Here is an 18,829-nt window from a genome sequence, read left to right as displayed (position 1 = left end):
AGATTTGATCAAATCACAAGGAGACACGCATGCAACCCCGTCAAGGCGTGAACTGGGACCGTGCGCAGCACGTCCTCGCCCGGGAACGCGAAGCCTTCGCCGCCGCGCGTCCGAAGTCGCGGGCATTGTCCGCGCAAGCCGCACACCATCTGCTGTTCGGGGTGCCGCTGCACTGGATGAATGATTGGTCCACGCCCTTCTCGCTGTACGTGGATGCCGCGCGCGGCGCGGCCTTCACCGACGTGGACGGCCACCGCTACACCGACTTCTGCCTCGGCGACACGGGCGCGATGTTCGGCCATGCGCCGCAGCCCGTGGCGCGCGCGCTCGCGGCTCAGGCACAGCGCGGCTTCACGACGATGCTGCCGGGCGAAGACGCCGTGGCCGTGGGCGAAGCACTCGCGCAGCGTTTCGGCCTGCCCTTCTGGCAGTTCGCCATGACCGCAAGCGACGCCAACCGCTTCGCCGTACGCTGGGCGCGCGCGGCCACAGGGCGACGCACGATACTCGTGTTCAACGGCTGCTATCACGGCACCATCGACGATGTGTTCGTCGATCTCGTCGATGGCCAGCCCACGCAGCGCGCGAGCCTGCTCGGGCAGGTTCACGACCTGCTGCCAACTACGCGCGTAGTCGAGTTCAACGATCTCGAAGCGCTCGCGCGCGCACTCGCCGGCAACGACGTCGCCTGCGTGCTCGCAGAGCCCGCCATGACGAACGTGGGCATGGTGCTGCCCGAGCCCGGCTTCTGGCGCGAGGCGCAGGCGCTCATGAAGCGGCACGGCACGCTGCTGTTGATCGACGAAACGCATACGATCAGCAGCGGGCCGCGCGGCTACGCGCGCGAGCATGGCATCGAGCCCGACCTCTTCGTGCTCGGCAAGCCGGTAGGCGGCGGCGTGCCGTGCGCGGTCTACGGCTTCTCCGCCGAATTCGCCGCGCGTGCACAGCAGGCCAAGCTCGACGCGCCGCCGGGCCATTCGGGCATCGGCACGACGCTCACGGCGAACGCGCTTTCGATGAGCGCAATGCGCGCAACGCTCAGCGAAGTCATGACCGACGCCGCCTACACGCACATGTTCGCGTTGGCCGAGCGGCTCGCCGACGGACTGACAGCGACGATCGCGCGCCATGCGCTGCCGTGGTGTGTGACGCGAGTGGGCGCACGCACCGAGTTCCAGTTCTGCGCCATACCGCCGCGCAACGGCAGCGAGGCGCGCGCCGCAATGGACGACGAACTCGAGCACCTTCTGCATCTGTACCTACTCAATCGCGGCGTGCTCATCACGCCGTTCCACAACATGATGCTCGTGTGCCCGGAAACGACCGAGGCAGACGTCGACCGCCTGCTCGCCGCATTCGAAGCCTGCTTGTGTGAAATAAGCGCACTGACCGAACGATGAAAACCCGCGCGCATCAATCGCTGCAGGACGAGACCTACGCCACGCTGCGCCGCTGGCTGAGCCTCGGGCGCTTCGTGCCGGGCGAGCGTTTGCGCATTCACGCGCTCGCTGAGCAACTGGGTGTGGGCGAGATGCCGGTGCGCGCGGCGCTCGTGCGCCTGGCAGGCGAGTCTGCACTCGTAAACCTGCCTAACCGCGGTGTCGTGGTGCCGCAACTCACGCGCGCGCAGTTCGACGACGTGCTCAACGTGCGCGTGATGCTCGAAGGCGAAGCGGCGTTTCTCGCCGCCACGCGCCTCACCGCCAGCGAAATCGCGCAGCTCGACGCCCTATGCGCACAGATGGCCGAGGCGCTGAAGCAGAACAAGCGGGCGCACTATCTCGACGCCAACGAAGACTTCCACCTCATGCTCTATCGCGCGAGCGGCTCGCCGCTGCTCGTGGATCTGATCGAAACGGTGTGGCTCCAGGTGGGACCGATCTCGAACCTGCTGTTCGACGAGCCCGGCTTTACGCGCACGCTCAACGATGCACACGAAGGCCTGATGCGGCGGCTCAAACGCCGCGACGCACCGGGCGCGCGGCGCGCCGTCGAGCGCGACCTGCGCCACGCGGCGAAGTCGCTGCGCCTGCATTGCCTGCCCGACGATCCGCACACGGCAGACACGGCTTGATATGCTTGGCAGCGCGCCCGCCAGGCCTCACGTTCTCCTTACGATCCATTACGCGCGATGCACGATCCACAAGACAACCTCTACGCGTACCTCACTTCGCTCCAGCAATCGGCGCTGAGCGCGCTCAAGCGCCTGCCACTCAAGAGCCGCGCCGTGCAAGGCACGCTCATGGCGCTGCGCGCCGTATGCGCGGCGGGGCTTGCGTACAGCATCGGCCGCGCGCTCCACACCGAACAGGCGTTCTGGGCCGCGATCACGGCGATCGCCGTCACCCAGCACGATTACGCCGATACGCTCGCCCAGTCGCGCGACCAGTTCATTGGCGCGATTGCGGGCGGCGTGGTGGGCTTCGCAACGGCGGCGTTCGGCCCGGAGAATCTCGCGGCCTATCTCGTAGCGGTGAGCGTGGTGATCATCGGCTGCTGGTGCCTGAGTGTGAGCACCGCCGCACGGCTGGGCGCGATCACCACCACCATCGTGCTCCTCGTACCCATGAACGGACCGGTATGGGACGTCGCGCTCTTTCGCGTGGCGCAGGTGGGCATCGGCATGGCCTGCGCGGTGCCGGTCAGCTGGCTGTTTTCGTATATCGAGCAACGCTGGCTGCATGCCTGAGCATCGTCTCTCAACGCACGCGAAATAATCCATCTCCGGGCGCTCAGGAATCTGGCCCGCGTTAGAGGCGATAATCCCTACCGCTGTGCGGCCCGGTTGCCGGGGGCGAAATCTGCGGCGCGTGCGCGCAGTCGCCGCGCAAATACCCCCGTCGACACGAAATCGTGCGAAACTCCCCCGCCGCGCTCTGCCGACGCCATGCAAAACATGGCGACATTACGGGGCGCAATCGCGAATGCAACCCGAGAACGCAACCCACGCCGCCGCAATATCACCCTATGAACACCACCACCCGTCCCGCCGCTTCGAACGCCAAGTCCAGCAAGTCCATCACGCTCCTGCAAATGCTCGCGCTGATCGCGGCTGGCGGCATCGCGGCCTCGCTGCTGTTCCGCTATTTCCTGTGAGCGCAGCGCGCGCGGGGCACCAAGCCAACCGTTTTCGCTTATGTACAAGAAAGGCGTCGCCCTCGAAATCCAGTTCTCTCCCGAACGCCTGAATGACGGCGCAGGCGACCCGTACTGGATCGACCTCACCGCCGACGAAGCCGCCGCGCTGCTCGCCACGCTGCAAGCAAAGCTCGCCGCGCGCGAAAGCACTGCGGCGCCGCTCGTCGTCGCGCTCGACACGCCGCGCGAAAGCGCCGCGCCCGAAGCCCCTGCAAGCGCCTCAACGGCTGCTGCGGGCGCCGACGACGGCCTCAAGCAATGGGTCTGCGTGATCTGCGGCTGGGTGTACGACGAAGCGGCAGGCGCCCCCGACGACGGCCTCGCCCCCGGCACCCGCTGGGCCGACGTGCCCGACGACTGGCGCTGCCCGCTTTGCGACGTGGGCAAGGAAGACTTCGCGCTCGTCGAGTTCTAACGCGCACCGCTAGCGGCGCGCGGCGCTCACACGCCCGCGCGTCCGAGCGGCTCGTAGAACAGCGCGAACAACTCCGACTGCGAGCTCACGCCGAGCTTCGCGTAAATATGCTTCTTGTGCGCGCGCACGGTCTCGAACGAGATTTCGAGCCGTTCCGCAATCGCGCGCGTGGAAAAGCCGCTCAGGCTCAACCGCACCACTTCGATCTCGCGCGCGGTGAGCGGCACGCGCCCGCTTTGCTGCGTGACCGTTTCGATGCGGCTGGCGAACCCCGCCTCGCTCAACTGCCCCTGCTGCGCCGCGCTTTCGGCTTCAACCGAATCCGAAGCGACCGCTTCGGCAACGCCCTCGGCAAACGTCTCATGCGCAAGCCGCTGCTTCATGAGCGCGACCACCCACGGCGCGAACATCGCGAACAACGCAATATCGCGCTCCGTGTAATGGTGCTTTGCGCCCAGCGAGAAAATCAGCGTGTGGGCTTCGTCCAGAGGCAAGTTGAACTGCACTTCGTCGCCGATGATGTTGCTCTTGAAGTAGCGCTGGTAATAGTCCGTCATGCGGAAATTATCGGGCGCGACTTCGGCGAGCGTGACGAGGCCCGCGCGAGGCTTTTCGCTTGCGTTCAGATAGAACGGATCGAGCAGGTACATCCCCTCCAGATACGCGCGGAACAAGAGATCCACGGTGCCGTCGGGCATGGGCGACTCGGCGCACACGAGCGGCGCGCGATCGCGCCGGAAGACGAGCGCAACCCAGTTGTCGAAAGCGACGAAGCGCTCGATTACGCGCGTCATGCGAGTCCAGAAGTCGGGGCCGTCGAGGGCGTCGATCAGCGTCGCGATATGGTGATGGAACGCGCGGTCCTGCCAGTCCAGTTCCATTAGGGGCTCCATGAGTCCTCCGATCAGGGTACCCCTGCAGGGTAATTTCTCGACAAAAATAACGTGGAGATAATAGCCGCTCCTGACGCCCACGCGGTGCTTTACGTAATACATAAGGAAGGAGACAGGCATGCAACTCGAACTCGCGCAGATCCCGGTCGTGGACGGCGCAGTCGCGCCCAACCTTGCCCGCGTGCTCGACACGATTGGCAAGCGCCGCGAAGGCAGCGATCTCATCGTCTTTCCCGAAGCCACGCTCACCGGCTTTCCCACGCGCGAAAACGTGCGCGACATTGCTGAAACGCTCGAAGGCCCCTCGCTCTCCAAAGTGCGCGACGCGGCGCGTGCCGCCAATATCGGTGTTGCCGTGGGCCTCGCCGAGCGCGAAGGCGATCGCTTCTACAACACCACCGTGCTGATCGACGAACGCGGCGACATCGCGCTGCGTTACCGCAAGACGCACCTGTGGGCCTCGGACGTGGGCGTGTTCACGCCGGGTGACCGTTACGAGGTCTGCGAATTCAAGGGCACGACCGTTGGCCTCCTGATCTGCTACGACATCGAGTTTCCCGAAACGGCGCGCGCCGTTGCTTCGCTCGGCGCGGAAATGCTCGTCGTCACGAACGGCAATATGGATCCGTTCGGCCCTGTGCATCGCCGTGCAATCGTCGCGCGCGCCATGGAGAACCAGATGTTCGCGGCGCTCGTGAACCGCACCGGCGACGGCGACGACAACCTCACGTTCCCCGGCGAAACGGCGCTCGTGAGCCCGTTCGGCGACGTGCTCTGCGAGTTGAAGGACGAAGACGCGGTGCTGCACGCGAAGGTCGATCGCGCGCTCCTCGCGCAAAGCCGCGAGCATTACAGCTATCTGCACGACGCACGCATTGCGCTCAATCTCGTGGACGAGAACGACGCGCAGGGCCGCCGCTCGCTCAATATCCGCCCGCGCACGCGCTAAAGACGTTAAGGGCGTTAAGCGCGCCAAGCAGCAAAACCCGGCAACACGCGATCCGGCAAGCCACTTCTCGTGGCTCGCCAGGCTCGCCCATGCCTGCCAGAACCGCAGCACCCTGGAGACAACTGCATCATGAATCCTGCCTCGCCATCGCATGAACGCGGCACTCACGTACCTCACCTGAAGCGCACGCTCGGCCTGCCGTCCGTGCTCCTGTTCGGCCTAGCCTACATGGCGCCGCTGATCGTCTACGGCACGTATGGCGTGCTCGCAGGCGCGAGCCAGGACACCGCCGCCCTCGCGTATCTCATCGCGCTCATCGCGATCGTGTTCACGGCGCTCAGCTACGGCAAGCTCGCGCGCCTTTTCCCCGTGGCAGGTTCGGCCTACACGTACACGCGCAAGAGCTTCAATGCGCACCTGGGCTTCATGATCGGCTGGGCCACGCTGCTCGATTACTTCTTCCTGCCGATGGTGATCTGGCTGATCGGCGCAGCCTATCTTGGCGCTGCGTTCCCGAGCGTGCCCACATGGATCTGGATTGTCGCGTTCATCGTGTTCACGAGCGCGCTGAACATCGTCGGCATCGAACTCGCCGCGCGCTTTAACATCGTGCTGATGATCGTGCAGCTCGGCATTACGGCAATGTTCGTAGTCCTGTGTGTGCACTACGCCTCTGCGGCCGCGGGCCCGGGCGGACTCATCGCGGCGCAGCCGTTCTTCCAGCCGCACGTGCCGCTTTCGGCCACGATGGCGGGCGCTGCGATTGCCGCATATTCGTACCTCGGCTTCGACGCCGTTTCCACGCTCACCGAGGAAACCATCGAGCCCGAAAAGACCATTCCGCGCGCCATCGTGCTGATCGCGCTGGTGGGCGGCGCGATCTTCGTGATCGCGGCGTACACGCTGCAACTCGCGCATCCGGGCGCCGTGTTCAAGGACCCCGATTCGGCCGCGTTCGAAATCGCGCGCAAGGTGGGCGGCGATATCTTCGTGACGATTTTCCTCGCAGGCCTGATTCTCGCGCAGTTCGCTTCTGGCATCTCGGCGCAGGCCAGCGTGGGGCGTTTGCTCTATGCAATGGGCCGCGATGAAGTGCTGCCCAAGTCGATTTTCGGCTACATCCACCCGCGTTTCCGCACGCCTGCGATCAACATTGCGATTGCCGGTGTCGTAGGTTTGATCGCGCTGAAGCTCGACGTGGCCACGTCCACCTCGTTCATCAACTTCGGTGCGTTCCTCGCGTTCACTTCGGTGAACCTGTGCGTGATCCGCCAGTACTTCAGCGGCGCGGCAGGCACGCGTGGCTTTGGGTTCCTCGGCGGTCTGGTATTCCCGCTGATCGGCGCCGTGACCGATATCTGGCTGCTGTGCAGCCTCGAGAAGACGGCAATCGTGCTCGGCATCATCTGGTTCGTGCTCGGCCTCGCGTACCTCGGCTGGATCACGCGCTGCTTCCGCCAGGCGCCGCCGGAAATGGCGGTGTAAGCGAAGCGCTTCACAGCCAGTTCCGCTTCAAACAAAACGGCGAGCGTCCCTTACAGGGCGCTCGCCGTTTTTGTATCCAATGCAGCGAAAAGAACCGCTCAGCTATCCAGCCCCGCCAGTCGCGCGGCGGCCATCACCTCGCGCTTGGTATCGAGAATATGCCGCTCGATCAGCGCCACTACTTCATCCACGGCGCGCCGCTTGCAAGCATCGACGATCGCGTAGTGATCGCTTTGCACCTCGTTCTTCTCCGTATCGAGCGACATGCGCAGGTGCGGATATCGATTCGTCGTGCTCAGGCAGTACTCCTCGATCATCTTGCGCAAACGCGTGTTGTTCGCGGGCGCGCACAGCGCGAGATGGAACTGGCGGTTGCATTCGGCCCACTCGGCGGGCGACGAAGCGGCGTCGTACGCCGCGAGAATGCGCTTCATCACGTCGATGTCGCCGGCCACCATGTTCGGCACCGCGAGCTTCGCCGCATAGGTCTCCAGTGCCGCGCGAATGTCGAGCAGCTCGCAGATCTCCTGCGTCGACATGGCGATCACCACCGCACCGCGATTGAGCTGGTAGCTCACAAGCCCTTCGGCCTCGAGCTGGCGCAGCGCCTCGCGCACGGGAATGCGGCTCGCGCCGAAGCGCTCCGCCAGGCTTTCCTGGCGTAGCTGCGCACCGGGCGGCAGCACGCCGCGCAGGATCTCGTCACGCAGCTGGTCTCGGATCGTCTGGGGCAGCGATCGCTGGTCTTCCTTGGCCTGCACTGTCGTCATGAGCTCGTGGGCGCCGGACAGACGAACGCCGTCCGACGAAAAAGTGTTGTCGTCAATATTTTTGCCTGCCAGAATTGGATACAATCCAATCGCTTCTGGATATTTAAGCTGGCAAGACGGATCCGCCAGCCGTTCCCACTGTGCCGTGTCCTTGTCGGGAGACTGTATAGGTTTCTGTAAGCATCTGAAAACCAAGCAATTTTAGCGTATCCACCGGGTCGGCCCGAGGCCGTTGCGTGCGCAACGGATTCGATTGGCAAACCGCCGTCTGGCGGCCGATTTCTTTTACTTCACCCCTGCGCAAAAAGGCACGCCGCGCGCTCCGAACGCGGTGCGGGCCCGCTTGCGCCCATGAAAAACGTAGACCGCTGAGGAGAGAACCAGGATGAACCCAAGCAACCGAAACACGCAAATGCGACTGCGCCTGCGCGCACCTATCGTTCTTGCCGCCGTGGCGGCCCTGTGGAGCGCCGGTGCGCTCGCCCAGACCACCGACGTCAAGATCGGCTTCGCCGCCCCGCTCACGGGCGGTCAGGCCCACTACGGCGCGGACTTCCGCAGTGGCGTGCAGATGGCGATCGACGACGAGAACGCCACGAACCCGACCATCGGCGGCAAGCCGGTGCGCTTCGTGCTCGACGCCTACGACGACCAGGCCGACCCGCGCACCGGCACGACCGTCGCGCAAAAGCTCGTGGACGACGGCGTTTCCGCCGTGATCGGCCACTTCAACTCGGGCACCAGCATTCCGGCCGCGCCGATCTATGCGAAGGCCGGCATTCCCGAAATCGCGACGGCCACTGCGCCCACCTATACGCGTCAGGGTCTGCCCACCACGTTCCGCCTCGTGACCTCCGACTCGCAGCAAGGCGGCGTGCTCGGCGAGTACGTCGTGAAGGACCTGAAGTTCAAGCGCTTCGCCGTGATCGACGACCGCACGGCTTACGGTCAGGGCGTGGCCGAAGAGTTCGCCAAGGCCGTGAAGGCGGCGGGCGGCACGGTGGTCGCGCAGGAGTTCACGAACGACAAGGCCGTGGACTTCCGCTCGATCCTCACGCACATCAAGTCGGCCGACGCCGACGCGATCTTCTACGGCGGCGCCGACACCCAGGCCGCGCCGATGCTCAAGCAGATGAAGTCGCTCGCGATCAAAGCCACGCTGATCGGCCCCGACATGATGCACTCGGACGAACTGATCAAGATCGCCGGTCCGGCGGCGGAAGGCGCGCTCGCTTCGTCGGGCGGCAGCCCGCTCGACCAGATGCCGGGCGGCAAGGCTTATGTCGAGAGCTACACGAAGCGCTTCAACAAGCCGGTCGAACTGTATTCGCCGTACGCGTATGACGGCACGCGCGCCGTGATCGCCGCCATGAAGAAGGCGAACTCGACCGATCCGCACATCTACCTCGCCTCGCTCAAGGCGACCAACATGAAGGGCGTGACCACGAACGAACTGGCATACGACCAGTACGGCGACCTCAAGTACGGCGGCGTGACGGTCTACAAGGTCGTGAACGGCAAGTGGCAGCCGCTCACGACGGTCGGCACGAAGTAAGCCGACTCGGTTGGCCGATGAAGTGAGCCCACACTAACGCCGCGTTGCGGGCGCGGCGGCAAGTGTGGCCCCACAATTTTGCGCATTGCGCACTGGAACAGCCGGCGGTACCCGGCTGCGGCGCACGCCAGCGAGTTCGCTTCTCCGCTCGCTGCCCCGGGCGCCGGGTTGACACGGGCTTTCGCGTTGGGCGGAAGCCCGTTTTTTTTCGCCATACGGAATGCAAGCTTCGAAACGCCTTCGTCCGGCTTTCGAAAAGCCTCGAAAAAACGAGCGTTCGGTCGTGCGCAGCGGAACCGAACTACAATCATGCCGTCCGATGCAATGCCGCATTGCTGCCCTGTTTGCCCCGAACATGTCCCGTTTTTCGAAAGTTTTCCCTCGTTTGCCCGTCCCGCTGCGCAGCGCCGCCCTCGCCGTCACCACGGTAGCGCTGGCCGCTGCGCTCGGCGCGTGCTCGTCGCCCAAGCCCAAGTTCCAGGAAGATCAGTTGCTGAGCACCGCGCCCAGCCAGTTCTCGCGCAGCTTCAACTACGCGAGCACGGACGCCTGTGAATCGTCGCGCCGCGCACTGCTGAGCCAGGGCTACATGACGACGATGACGCGCAACGACACCGTCGACGCCACCAAGAACTTCCAGCCGACGATGGATCAGCACATCGTCGTGGAGGTGCACGTGGTCTGCACACCCGGCGACGCGAGCAATACGAGCATGGTGTATGTGAACGCCGTGCAGAACGGCTATGCGCTCAAGAAGAGCGATACCTCGGCGAGCGTGGGGCTCTCGATTCTGGGGTCGGTTTCGCTGCCCATTCGCTCGAACAGCGACGAGATGGTGAAAATTTCGAGCGAGACGATCCAGTCGGGGCCGTTTTACTCGCGCTTCTTCGAGCTGGTGGGGCAGTATTTGAACGCTGCGGCGCGCAGCGAGGCCGTGCCGGCCACCGGCGCGATCAAGATTTCGCCGCTGCCGCCGCCCATCGAGCCGGTCGCGGCGAGCGCAGCGCCTGCCGCGACCACGGTGGGGTCGGCAGCGCCGGCTGCTGCGGCAGCCGCTGCGGCAACGGGTGCGGCGGTGCTGCATGGCAACACGCTGCCGGCCGCGCCGGTGGTGACGGCGCCTGCGGCGGCGTCTGCCCCTGCAACGGCTGCCCCCGCGCCCGCCGCTTCGGCGCCGGGCGCCTCCGCTCCGGTCGACCACGCCACGGCGGCTGCAGCCGCGATCATGGGCGTCCCCGTGACGGCTCCGGAAAGCCCGCAGGCTGCGGGGCTCGCGGCGAGTGTGACCACTCACAACGCGGCGTCTGCGCCCGTTGCGGCGTCGGCTAGCGCAGCGACGGCGCAAACGCTCGCGTCCACCTCGGCGAGCTCCGGCATCGCCAGCACGCCGGGCACGGCGGCTACGCCGACCGTATCGGCCACCAGCACTACGACCACGCCTTAAGCGGCGCGCCGAACCGGCGTCACGCCAACCGGCTCGCGCACAGCCGCGCGCGAGCTATCCGCCGCCTGCGCGCTCAGCGCAAGCCGGCCATCATTGCGCCCATTCCCACGAGCAGGCCGCCCATCAGGCGATTCACGGCGCGCATGCGCCTGGGTCGTTGCAGCACATGGCGCAGCCGGTGCGAGAACAGCGCCATCGAAGCCACGCCGCCCGCGAACAGCAGAGCGAACGTCGCCGCCAGCAGCAAATACTGGCGGTTGGCGCTCCAGGGCGCGTCGGCGCTCATGAACTGCGGGAAAAACGACGGGAAGAACAGCAAGGTCTTCGGATTGAGCCCCGAAGTCGCGAATCCGCGCCAGAACAAATCACGACGGCTTTCGCTATCGGCTGCCTCGGCAGGCGCATCCGTACCGGCCAGCGACCGGCTGCGCCACTGCTTGCAGCCCAGCCAGACGAGATAGGCCGCACCCAGCCAACGCAGAAACGTAAGTGAATGCTCACTAATGAGCAGCAGTGAATTGAGGCAAAGCGCCGTCAACGCGAGCTGGAGCAGCACCGCGAGCGTGCCGCCCCAGACGCAGGGCAGCGCGCGGCGCCAGCCGGCATGAAGCGCCTGACTCATGGTGAGCACGTTGACGGGACCGGGGGTGTAGACGAGTACGAGCGCGGCGGCGAGAAAAGATAGATACAGCTGGATCGACATTGCTGGGCGTGCGGGCTAAGACGTTGTGACGGACGGCGCTCGGTGTAATGAAAGGCATCGAAAACGGGCAACAAAAAACCGCGCAAAAGCGCGGTTTTCAAATGCCATCTGCCTGACCGGACATTGCTGGCTGCGTGGTGTACACGCGCAACGCCCGGTAGCCGCCGCAGGGTGCAACGGAAACCGGCCCTGACGGACCACCGCGGCTTGTGGCTGCGGCGGCGCTCCCCAACGCGGGGAGGTGGCCGCGTGGGTCGTGCCAGGCAAGAAGGCATGTGGAAAATATACCGGTGAATAGCCGGATTAGGCTTCCGGTTTTCAGGTGAAAACGGCCGATATCCGGAATCTTCTTCCGTTAGAATCCATCTAACCTGAACAAGATTCTTATTCCCCATGAGCCCTCGTGAACGCGCGCCCAAAGCGCTCGACAATCAGGACCGCAAGATCCTCAGCGCCCTGCAAAAGAACGCCCGTCTGTCGAATGCCGAACTGGCCGAGCAAGTGGGCATGTCCACCACCGCGTGCTGGAACCGCACGCGCCAGCTCGAAGCCGACGGCTACATCGACGGCTATGTCGCGCTCGTGAACCAGCAGAAGCTGGGCTACGCCGACATCGTGATTCTGGAAGTGACGCTCGACCGCCACGAAGACGACGCGCTCGCGCGCTTCGGTGCCGAACTCGCGGCGCTGCCCGAAGTGCTCGAGGCGTATCTCGTCTCCGGCGAGTACGACTACTGGATCAAGGTGGCGGTGGACGGCACCGCAGGCTACGAACGTTTCCTGCGCGAGAAGCTCTATCGCATCTCGAGCATTCGTCACAGCCGGTCGATGTTCGCCTTGCGCTGCATGAAGGATGTGCCGTCCATGCAGGTGTGACGGCGAGCAAGCGGCCGGCAGGCATCCAGCCGCTCGCGTCGACGCAGTTGCGCATTCACGCCGCGAGTTTTCCCGTCGCGCCGTTGCTCGCCGGCGCACTCACGCCTGCGCGCGCGAAGTGAAGCGCTTGCATCAGCGTTTCGTGTTCGCCGATGTGATTCGCGAGCAGCAGAATGAGTTGCGCGTTGGCCGATTGACTCTGCGCCTCGTCGAGATCGCGATGCATGTCGATGAGCGCTTCGTAAAAATCGTCCGGTCTTGCCAGGTTCGGTTGAGTGTTCAGCATGGTTGTCTCCTCGTCCTCTATGCCGTGCCTTGCACGCAAAGCGAGCGCTTGAGCGCGCTTTCCACGCGCGCCGCGTCGGCGCGCCGCCAGCGCGCGCTCACGTGCTGGTCCGGACGAATCAGATAGAACGCACCCTCCTGCGCGCCGTAGCGCTGCGCCGCCAACCCTTGCACGTCGCGCAACACCACCGTCGATGCAGGCAGGCCCGCGGGCACGGCCGCGTCGCCTTCGAGCATCACCACGAACTTGAGCGGCACCGGCGAATGCGAGAGCGCCTGCAGCGTGTCGAGCGTCGCGGTATCGAATGCCGAGCCCGCGCGGCTGAACACGAGACCCGCGAACTGGTCGCCCAGATGCGCAAGCAGCCAGCTCTCGTCACCCGCTGCGCTTAGCACCGGTGCATCTGCACACGAAGCACCCGGCTCCATCTTGCCGTCGAACGCATCTTCGTCGGGCGTGTTCAAGGTCGATTCGCGCAGCACCGCCGGAACGGAAAGCCGGCCGCTGTTCACCAACTGCCGCGCGAACGCATGCTCGCGAGCGAGCGTGAGCACGGCGTCGCGGAACACGCGGCTCACCGCGCTCTTCGGCGTGATGAAGTCGGTCGAACGCGTGGAGTTGCGGATGTTTTCGTCGGCCGCGTATTCGCGCTCGCTTGCATAGGTGTCGAGCAGCGCGTCGGGCGCGTGATTCTCCAGCACCATGGCGAGCTTCCATGCGAGGTTCTCGCCGTCCTGGAAGCCGCTATTCGCGCCGCGCGCGCCGAACGGCGAAACCAGATGCGCCGAGTCGCCCGCGAACAGCACGTTGCCCTGGCGGAAGCTGTCCATACGCAAGCACGAGAACGTGTAGATGCTCACCCACTCCAGCTCGAACTTCACATCGGGGCCGAGCAGTGCGCGCACACGCGGGATCACGCGCTCGGGCGTTTTCTCGAGCACCGGGTCGGCGTCCCAGCCGAGCTGGAAGTCGATGCGCCACACGTTATCGGGCTGGCGATGCAACAGCACCGACTGGTTCGGGTGGAACGGCGGATCGAACCAGAACCAGCGTTCGGTGGGGAAGTCGGCTTCCATCTTCACGTCGGCGATGAGAAAGCGGTCCTTGAACGTGCGGCCATGGCTGTCGAGGCCGAGCAGCTTGCGCAGCGGGCTGCGCGAACCGTCGGCGGCCACCACGTAGCGCGCGAGCAGCGTGTACGGACCGTCGGGCGTGTCGATTTCGAGCGCGACGTGCGCATCGCTTTCGCCCGGCGTGCCGCGCTGCGCGACGCCCGTCACCTTGTTCTTCCAGCGGATTTCGAGGTTGGGCAGTTCCTGCGCGCGTTCGAGCAGATAGCCTTCCACGTAGTACTGCTGAAGATTCACGAAGGCCGGCCGATGGTGACCGCTTTCAGGCAGCAGGTTGAACGTGTAGACGAGCTCGTCCTTGCGGAACACTTTGCCCACGTTCCAGCTCACGCCCTTTTCGACCATGCGCTCGCCGCAGCCGAGGCGGTCGAAGATGTCGAGCGAGCGCTTGGAAAAGCAGATGGCGCGCGAGCCCGTGGAAAGCGTGCAGTCGTCGTCCACGAGCACCACCTGCACACCTTGCCGCGCGAGGTCGATGGCCGTCGCAAGGCCCACCGGCCCCGCGCCGACCACCACGACCGGACGCACGCAGGCGGCGGCGTCCGGGGTTTGTTCGCTGCTTCGCGCGTAGTCGAAGGTCAGCGTTTGATAGTCGATCATCGTTTTGTCTCCACCATGCCCGGCTTTTTGCTTAGTCCTGCAACGCGTCCCACATCTCCTTGTCGCGCTGCGCCGTCCAGATGCGCGGATGCGTAATGCCGCTCGCTTCGTCATACGCGCGGGTCACGTCGAACGGCAGGCAATGCTCGTAGATGAACACATGGCCGAACTTCGGGTCCATCGCTTCACGCGTGAGCGACATCGCGCCCTTCAGGTCGAGCTTCTGCTCCACGGCGGCGCGGCCCTGTGCGAGCAGCGTGGTCACGAAGTCCTTCGTATAGTCGAGACCCTTGTTGACTTCGGCGGGGTTCAGCAGCGCGGGGCCACGGCCCGGCACGAGCTTTTCGGCGCCGAGCGAGCGCAGCGCTTCGAGCGTGGCGGGCCAGTCGGCGAGCTGGGCATCGCCGCAATAGCACGCAGCGTCGTATTCGACGAGGTCGCCCGAGAACAGCACCTTCTGCTGCGGCAGCCACACCACGGTGTCGCCCTTCGTGTGGCCCGAGCCGAGGTGCGCGATCTTCACTTCGAGCTTGCCGAGGAACAGCGTGATTTCCTTCTCGAACACGAGCGTGGGCCACGTGAGGCCCGGCACCGTTTCGACACCCGCAAAGAGGCGCGGGAAGCGCTCGATTTCCGACTTCATGTCGGCTTCGCCGCGCTCGACGATCATTTCATACGTGCCGCGGCTCGCGATGATCTGCTGCGCGCCTTCCTTGAAGTACGCCGAAGCGCCCAGCACGCGCACGGCGTGATAGTGCGAGAGCACGACGTACTTGATGGGCTTGTCCGTGACCGTGCGGATCTTCGCGATGAGGTCCTGCGCCATGGCGGGCGTAGCCGTGGTGTCGACGATCAGCACGCCGTCGTCGCCGATGATGACGCCCGAGTTGGGGTCGCCTTCCGTGGTGTACGCGTATGCGTTTTCCGAAAGCTGCGTGAACGTGACCTTCTTTTCTTCGAGGTCGGCCTGGGATGCGAACGCCTTTGCCATGTTGAGTCTCCGTATTGAGGGCGGGCGAAGCGCGGGCAGGCCTGGCGCACGCGCCAGCCTCGTTGTCTCGCCCCGTTTTGAATCTGACTGAACCACTGTTATGCCGAGGTTAGGGCATCATAGGCCTCACGCTTTTTATTTGTCAATAGCGAATCATATTGCCATACGCTAATTTCTTGCCGTGCCCGGCTGAATGGCATGACGGGATCGCGTCCGCTGACAATGCACGCCGCCGTTCAGTTAACATGGACCCTTTTTCAGCCAGAGAAAAGCGCCAATGAGACGTCGCAACGACAGTGCCGCGTCCGCGCCGGAAGGCAGCGCAGCGGCGGCACGCACGCAGCGCGGCATTCAGAGCGTCGAGGTGGGCGGACGCCTGCTGCGCGCCCTCGCCAACGCGCGCGCACCGCTTGGCGCCACCGATCTCGCGGCGATCGGCGACATTCCGTCGAGCCAGGCGCACGCCTATCTCGTGAGCTTGACGCGCCTCGGGCTCATCAAGCGCGACGCGCTTTCGGGACGCTATGAGCCCGGCCCGCTCGCGCTGCGCCTGGGCCTCCTGCATCTCGCGCAGCAGCCCGCACTGCGCGAGGCGGTGCCGCGCGCGGCCGCGCTCGCGCAGGCGCTGAACTGCAGCGTCGCGCTCTGTATTGCCGGGCCGCAGGGGCCGACGATCGTGCGTTACGAGCACGCGAGCCTGCCGCTGCACGTGAACCTGCACGTCGGCACGGTGATGTCGCTGCGGGCCACGGCCACCGGCCGCGCATTCTGTGCGTACCTCGGGACCGAGGCGCTCGAAGCCGTATGGGCCGCGCAAACCGAGCAGCCGGTGTGGCGCGGCACCAGCCACGCGGCGAGTGCCGCCAGCGCGCCGCCGGAAGGCACGCCCGACGCCAGCTTCCTCGCCTCGCTCGACGCCATCCGCGCGCGTGGCTACGAACTCGCCATCGACGCACCCAGCCCCGGCGTGAGCAGCGTGTGCGTGCCCGTGCTCGGGCCGCAGCGCGAACCGAGCCTCCTGCTCACCGCGATTGGCGCGAGCGGCACGCTCGACGTGCGCGCGGAAGGAGCGGTCGTGCGTGCGCTGCGCGACGCCGCTGCCGAAATCGCAGTCGCCGCCTTTCCATCGACACCGACATGCCCCGAGTAAGCTCCAAGCCCCCACGCGACGACACGAGCGCGGACGTCGCGGCCAACGTCACGCCCGAAGCCGACAAACCGCAGCGCGGCATCCAGTCGCTCGATATCACGGGTGAACTGCTCGCCGCGCTCGTCGCGGCCGGCACACCTTTGCCGCTGCGCGACCTGGCCGCTGCCGCCGGCATGGCGCCCGCCAAGGCCTTCCCGCACCTCGTGAGCCTCCAGAAGATCGGGCTGCTGGCGCGCGACGCGGCGGGCCGCTATGAAGCGGGGCCGCTCAGCCTCGAACTCGGCCTGATCGGTCTCGCGCGCCTTTCGCCGGTGCGCGAGGCCGACGCCGAACTGGTCGGCCTAGCGGCCGCCACCGCGATGAGCGTCGCGCTCGCGGTGCCGGGGCCGCTCGGCCCGACCGTCGTGCGTCTCGAAGAATCGGCGCTGCCGCTGCACGTGAGCCTGCGCCCCGGCACGGTAATGTCGCTCGTGAACACGTCGATCGGACGCGTGTTCGCCGCATGGTTCGACGACGACGTGCGCACAGCCCTCCTCGCTCAGGACGAGCTGCGGCTCGCGGGCGCGAAGCCGCGCGAGGGTGCCACGCCCGCCTACCTCGCGCGCCTGGCCGCCATTCGCGCCGAAGGCGTGGACACGGCGCTCGACAAGCCCATTCCCGGCATCAGCACCGTGACCGCGCCCGTGTTCGACCACACGGGCAGCGTGTGCCTCGTGCTCGCGGTGATGGGCCCTTCGGGCAGCCTCGACATCGCGTGCGAAGGCACGGCGGCGCAACTGCTGATCGCCGCCGCGCAGCGCCTCTCGCGCCGCTTCGGCTACATGGAAGGCGCGGCAGCCGCGCCGCTATGAGCGCCTTTCACGCGCAATCCCGAAACATCAAGCTTAACTAATGAAAATCGCCCCATGAGCACGGCATCGACCGAACAAACGTTGCGCCAGATCGCCGACCTGCCCTGCCCGCGCGGCCTGCCGCTGCTCGGCAATCTGCTGCAGCTTTCGCCGCCGCGTCTGCATTTGATCCTCGAACAATGGGCCGCCGAACTCGGTGCGCCCTACCGCTTCCAGGTGGGCGGCATCCCCATCACGATCTGGACCGACACCGAGCTGATCCAGCAGATCATGCGCGAGCGTCCGCACCGCTTCCGGCGCTATCAGCCGATCGAAGCCGTGTTCGAGGAGATGGGCTTCAACGGGCTTTTCTCGGCGGAAGGCGTAGCGTGGGAACCGCAGCGCAAGCTCGTGATGCAAGCGCTCTCGATCCCCAACATCAAGGCGTTCTACCCGACGCTCGCCGAGATCACGCAGCGGCTTCACACCCGCTGGCAACGTGCGGCCGAACGCGGCGAGACCGTCGAGATGACCGACGACCTCAAACGCTACACGGTGGACGTGACGAGCGCGCTCGCGTTCGGCGAGGACCCGCGCACGCTGGAGCGCGACCACGGCGTGATCCAGGAGCATCTGGAGCGCATCCTGCCGGGCGTGATGAGGCGCACCAATGCGCTCTTTCCATACTGGCGATACGTCAAGCTGCCATCGGACCGCAAACTCGAGCGCTCGCTAGAGGAAGTGCACCGCTACGTCAACGCGATGATGGCGCGCGCTCGCGAGCGCATGCGCGACGAGCCCTCCGAAACGCCGCGCAATCTGCTCGAAGCGATGCTCGCGCAGCAGCAGGCGCCGGGCGGCGCCGCGTCGATTAGCGACGCGCAGATCCGCGCCAACGTGCTCACGCTCCTGATCGCGGGCGAAGACACGACCGCCGACTCCATCGCGTGGACGCTGCCCTATCTCGCCGCCGATACAGCGTTGCAGCAGCATCTCGGCGACGACGCTTCACGTGTGCTCGGCCAGTCGACGGTCTGCCCCGACTATGCGACGTTGAAAGACCTCGATATTTTCGAGGCGATCTGTATCGAGGCGACGCGATTGCGCCCGGTGGCGTCCGTGCATTCGTTCGAGCCGCTGGAAGATGTGGTGGTGGACAACGTGGCGCTGCCCAAGGGCACGCGCATGTTCTTCGTCGCGCGCCCAGCGATGATTGATGCGAGAAATTTCGCCGATCCGCAGCGCTACGATCCGTGGCGCTGGATGAAGCGCTCAGAACGCGAATCCGATGATGGAAAAGCCCATGACGTGCGCGCGTATCTGCAATTCGGCGCGGGGCCGCGCGTGTGCCCGGGCCGCCACCTCGCGACCGTGGAAATGCGTCTCGCGCTCTCGATGCTGATGAAGTCGTTCACGATCGAGCTGGCGATCGATCCCGCGAAGATTCAGGAGGTGCAGGCGTTCACGATGGTGCCTGACACGATGCCGGTACGGCTCAAACCGCGCGAAAAGGGCGAACCGAGCGCGTGAATCTGCCGATTTGACAGTGCGCAACAAAACTTAAGACACCGAATTCAAGACGCACGCCACCGACTATCGTGATCGCCTTTC

At 65.5% G+C, this 18,829-nt stretch carries 19 protein-coding genes; 13 read left to right on the top strand and 6 right to left on the bottom strand.

Annotation, left to right across the window (positions count from 1 at the left end; genetic code table 11):
• Positions 1-29 precede the first annotated feature (29 nt).
• The 5 genes from U5A58_RS13795 to U5A58_RS13775 all read left to right on the top strand — a co-directional run bounded on the left by U5A58_RS13795 (position 30) and on the right by U5A58_RS13775 (position 3,556).
• Positions 30-1,403 (top strand): aspartate aminotransferase family protein, encoded by a 1,374-nt coding sequence (locus U5A58_RS13795; protein WP_321961822.1) that lies wholly within the window; start codon positions 30-32, stop codon positions 1,401-1,403.
• A complete protein-coding gene (locus tag U5A58_RS13790) occupies positions 1,400-2,077 on the top strand; it encodes a GntR family transcriptional regulator (RefSeq protein ID WP_321961821.1) in 678 nt (225 codons plus the stop codon). The genes U5A58_RS13795 and U5A58_RS13790 overlap by 4 nt, the downstream gene beginning before the upstream one ends.
• A gap of 57 nt (positions 2,078-2,134) precedes the next feature.
• Positions 2,135-2,692 (top strand): FUSC family protein, encoded by a 558-nt coding sequence (locus U5A58_RS13785; protein ID WP_321911592.1) that lies wholly within the window; start codon positions 2,135-2,137, stop codon positions 2,690-2,692.
• Between the two features lie 278 nt (positions 2,693-2,970).
• Positions 2,971-3,099: a hypothetical protein gene (locus U5A58_RS13780; protein ID WP_266227690.1), complete on the top strand. Its 129-nt coding sequence runs from the start codon at positions 2,971-2,973 to the stop codon at positions 3,097-3,099.
• 40 nt (positions 3,100-3,139) lie between these two features.
• On the top strand, positions 3,140-3,556 hold the full coding sequence (locus U5A58_RS13775; protein WP_321961820.1) for a rubredoxin: 417 nt from the start codon (positions 3,140-3,142) through the stop codon (positions 3,554-3,556).
• 26 nt (positions 3,557-3,582) lie between these two features.
• Here the strand turns inward: U5A58_RS13775 and U5A58_RS13770 are convergent, their stop codons facing one another.
• The gene (locus U5A58_RS13770; protein ID WP_321911779.1) at positions 3,583-4,437 is read right to left on the bottom strand and encodes a helix-turn-helix transcriptional regulator; all 855 of its coding nucleotides are present in this window, start codon (positions 4,435-4,437) and stop codon (positions 3,583-3,585) included.
• Positions 4,438-4,567: 130 nt separating this feature from the next.
• Here U5A58_RS13770 and U5A58_RS13765 point away from each other — a divergent pair, with 130 nt between their 5' ends.
• Both U5A58_RS13765 and U5A58_RS13760 read left to right on the top strand, forming a co-directional pair.
• The gene (locus U5A58_RS13765) at positions 4,568-5,398 is read left to right on the top strand and encodes a carbon-nitrogen hydrolase family protein (protein WP_321961819.1); all 831 of its coding nucleotides are present in this window, start codon (positions 4,568-4,570) and stop codon (positions 5,396-5,398) included.
• A gap of 129 nt (positions 5,399-5,527) precedes the next feature.
• A complete protein-coding gene (locus U5A58_RS13760; protein WP_321961818.1) occupies positions 5,528-6,883 on the top strand; it encodes an APC family permease in 1,356 nt (451 codons plus the stop codon).
• Positions 6,884-6,981: 98 nt separating this feature from the next.
• Here the strand turns inward: U5A58_RS13760 and U5A58_RS13755 are convergent, their stop codons facing one another.
• Positions 6,982-7,653, bottom strand: a complete 672-nt coding sequence (locus U5A58_RS13755) for a GntR family transcriptional regulator (protein WP_321911601.1) — start codon at positions 7,651-7,653, stop codon at positions 6,982-6,984.
• 385 nt (positions 7,654-8,038) lie between these two features.
• On the opposite strand from U5A58_RS13755, the gene U5A58_RS13750 reads away from it, so the two are divergent.
• Positions 8,039-9,208 carry a branched-chain amino acid ABC transporter substrate-binding protein gene (locus tag U5A58_RS13750; RefSeq protein WP_415774220.1) on the top strand — a complete coding sequence of 390 codons (1,170 nt, stop codon included), beginning with the start codon at positions 8,039-8,041 and terminating at the stop codon, positions 9,206-9,208.
• Between the two features lie 355 nt (positions 9,209-9,563).
• Positions 9,564-10,652, top strand: a complete 1,089-nt coding sequence (locus U5A58_RS13745) for a DUF2242 domain-containing protein (protein WP_321961817.1) — start codon at positions 9,564-9,566, stop codon at positions 10,650-10,652.
• A 73-nt stretch (positions 10,653-10,725) separates the two neighbouring features.
• Here U5A58_RS13745 and U5A58_RS13740 read toward each other — a convergent pair whose 3' ends face one another.
• On the bottom strand, positions 10,726-11,355 hold the full coding sequence (locus U5A58_RS13740) for a LysE family translocator (RefSeq protein ID WP_321961816.1): 630 nt from the start codon (positions 11,353-11,355) through the stop codon (positions 10,726-10,728).
• A 393-nt stretch (positions 11,356-11,748) separates the two neighbouring features.
• On the opposite strand from U5A58_RS13740, the gene U5A58_RS13735 reads away from it, so the two are divergent.
• Positions 11,749-12,231: an Lrp/AsnC family transcriptional regulator gene (locus U5A58_RS13735; protein ID WP_201697314.1), complete on the top strand. Its 483-nt coding sequence runs from the start codon at positions 11,749-11,751 to the stop codon at positions 12,229-12,231.
• A gap of 55 nt (positions 12,232-12,286) precedes the next feature.
• Here U5A58_RS13735 and U5A58_RS13730 read toward each other — a convergent pair whose 3' ends face one another.
• The 3 genes from U5A58_RS13730 to U5A58_RS13720 are packed head-to-tail and all read right to left on the bottom strand — an operon-like array spanning position 12,287 to position 15,238.
• Positions 12,287-12,517 (bottom strand): DUF2783 domain-containing protein, encoded by a 231-nt coding sequence (locus U5A58_RS13730; protein WP_321961815.1) that lies wholly within the window; start codon positions 12,515-12,517, stop codon positions 12,287-12,289.
• 17 nt (positions 12,518-12,534) lie between these two features.
• On the bottom strand, positions 12,535-14,247 hold the full coding sequence (locus U5A58_RS13725) for an FAD-dependent oxidoreductase (RefSeq protein ID WP_321961814.1): 1,713 nt from the start codon (positions 14,245-14,247) through the stop codon (positions 12,535-12,537).
• A gap of 31 nt (positions 14,248-14,278) precedes the next feature.
• On the bottom strand, positions 14,279-15,238 hold the full coding sequence (locus U5A58_RS13720) for an MBL fold metallo-hydrolase (RefSeq protein WP_028202737.1): 960 nt from the start codon (positions 15,236-15,238) through the stop codon (positions 14,279-14,281).
• A 277-nt stretch (positions 15,239-15,515) separates the two neighbouring features.
• Here U5A58_RS13720 and U5A58_RS13715 point away from each other — a divergent pair, with 277 nt between their 5' ends.
• From U5A58_RS13715 to U5A58_RS13705, 3 genes are read left to right on the top strand one after another with little or no spacing between them, the layout of a single operon-like run.
• Positions 15,516-16,388 (top strand): IclR family transcriptional regulator, encoded by an 873-nt coding sequence (locus U5A58_RS13715; protein WP_321961813.1) that lies wholly within the window; start codon positions 15,516-15,518, stop codon positions 16,386-16,388.
• A complete protein-coding gene (locus U5A58_RS13710; protein WP_321961812.1) occupies positions 16,376-17,239 on the top strand; it encodes an IclR family transcriptional regulator in 864 nt (287 codons plus the stop codon). The genes U5A58_RS13715 and U5A58_RS13710 overlap by 13 nt, the downstream gene beginning before the upstream one ends.
• A gap of 54 nt (positions 17,240-17,293) precedes the next feature.
• On the top strand, positions 17,294-18,748 hold the full coding sequence (locus U5A58_RS13705) for a cytochrome P450 (protein ID WP_321961811.1): 1,455 nt from the start codon (positions 17,294-17,296) through the stop codon (positions 18,746-18,748).
• Positions 18,749-18,829: the final 81 nt, after the last annotated feature.

It is taken from the genome of Paraburkholderia sp. J7, assembly GCF_905220155.1.
Lineage (GTDB): Bacteria > Pseudomonadota > Gammaproteobacteria > Burkholderiales > Burkholderiaceae > Paraburkholderia.
This window is presented reverse-complemented; position numbering and strand designations above follow the sequence as displayed.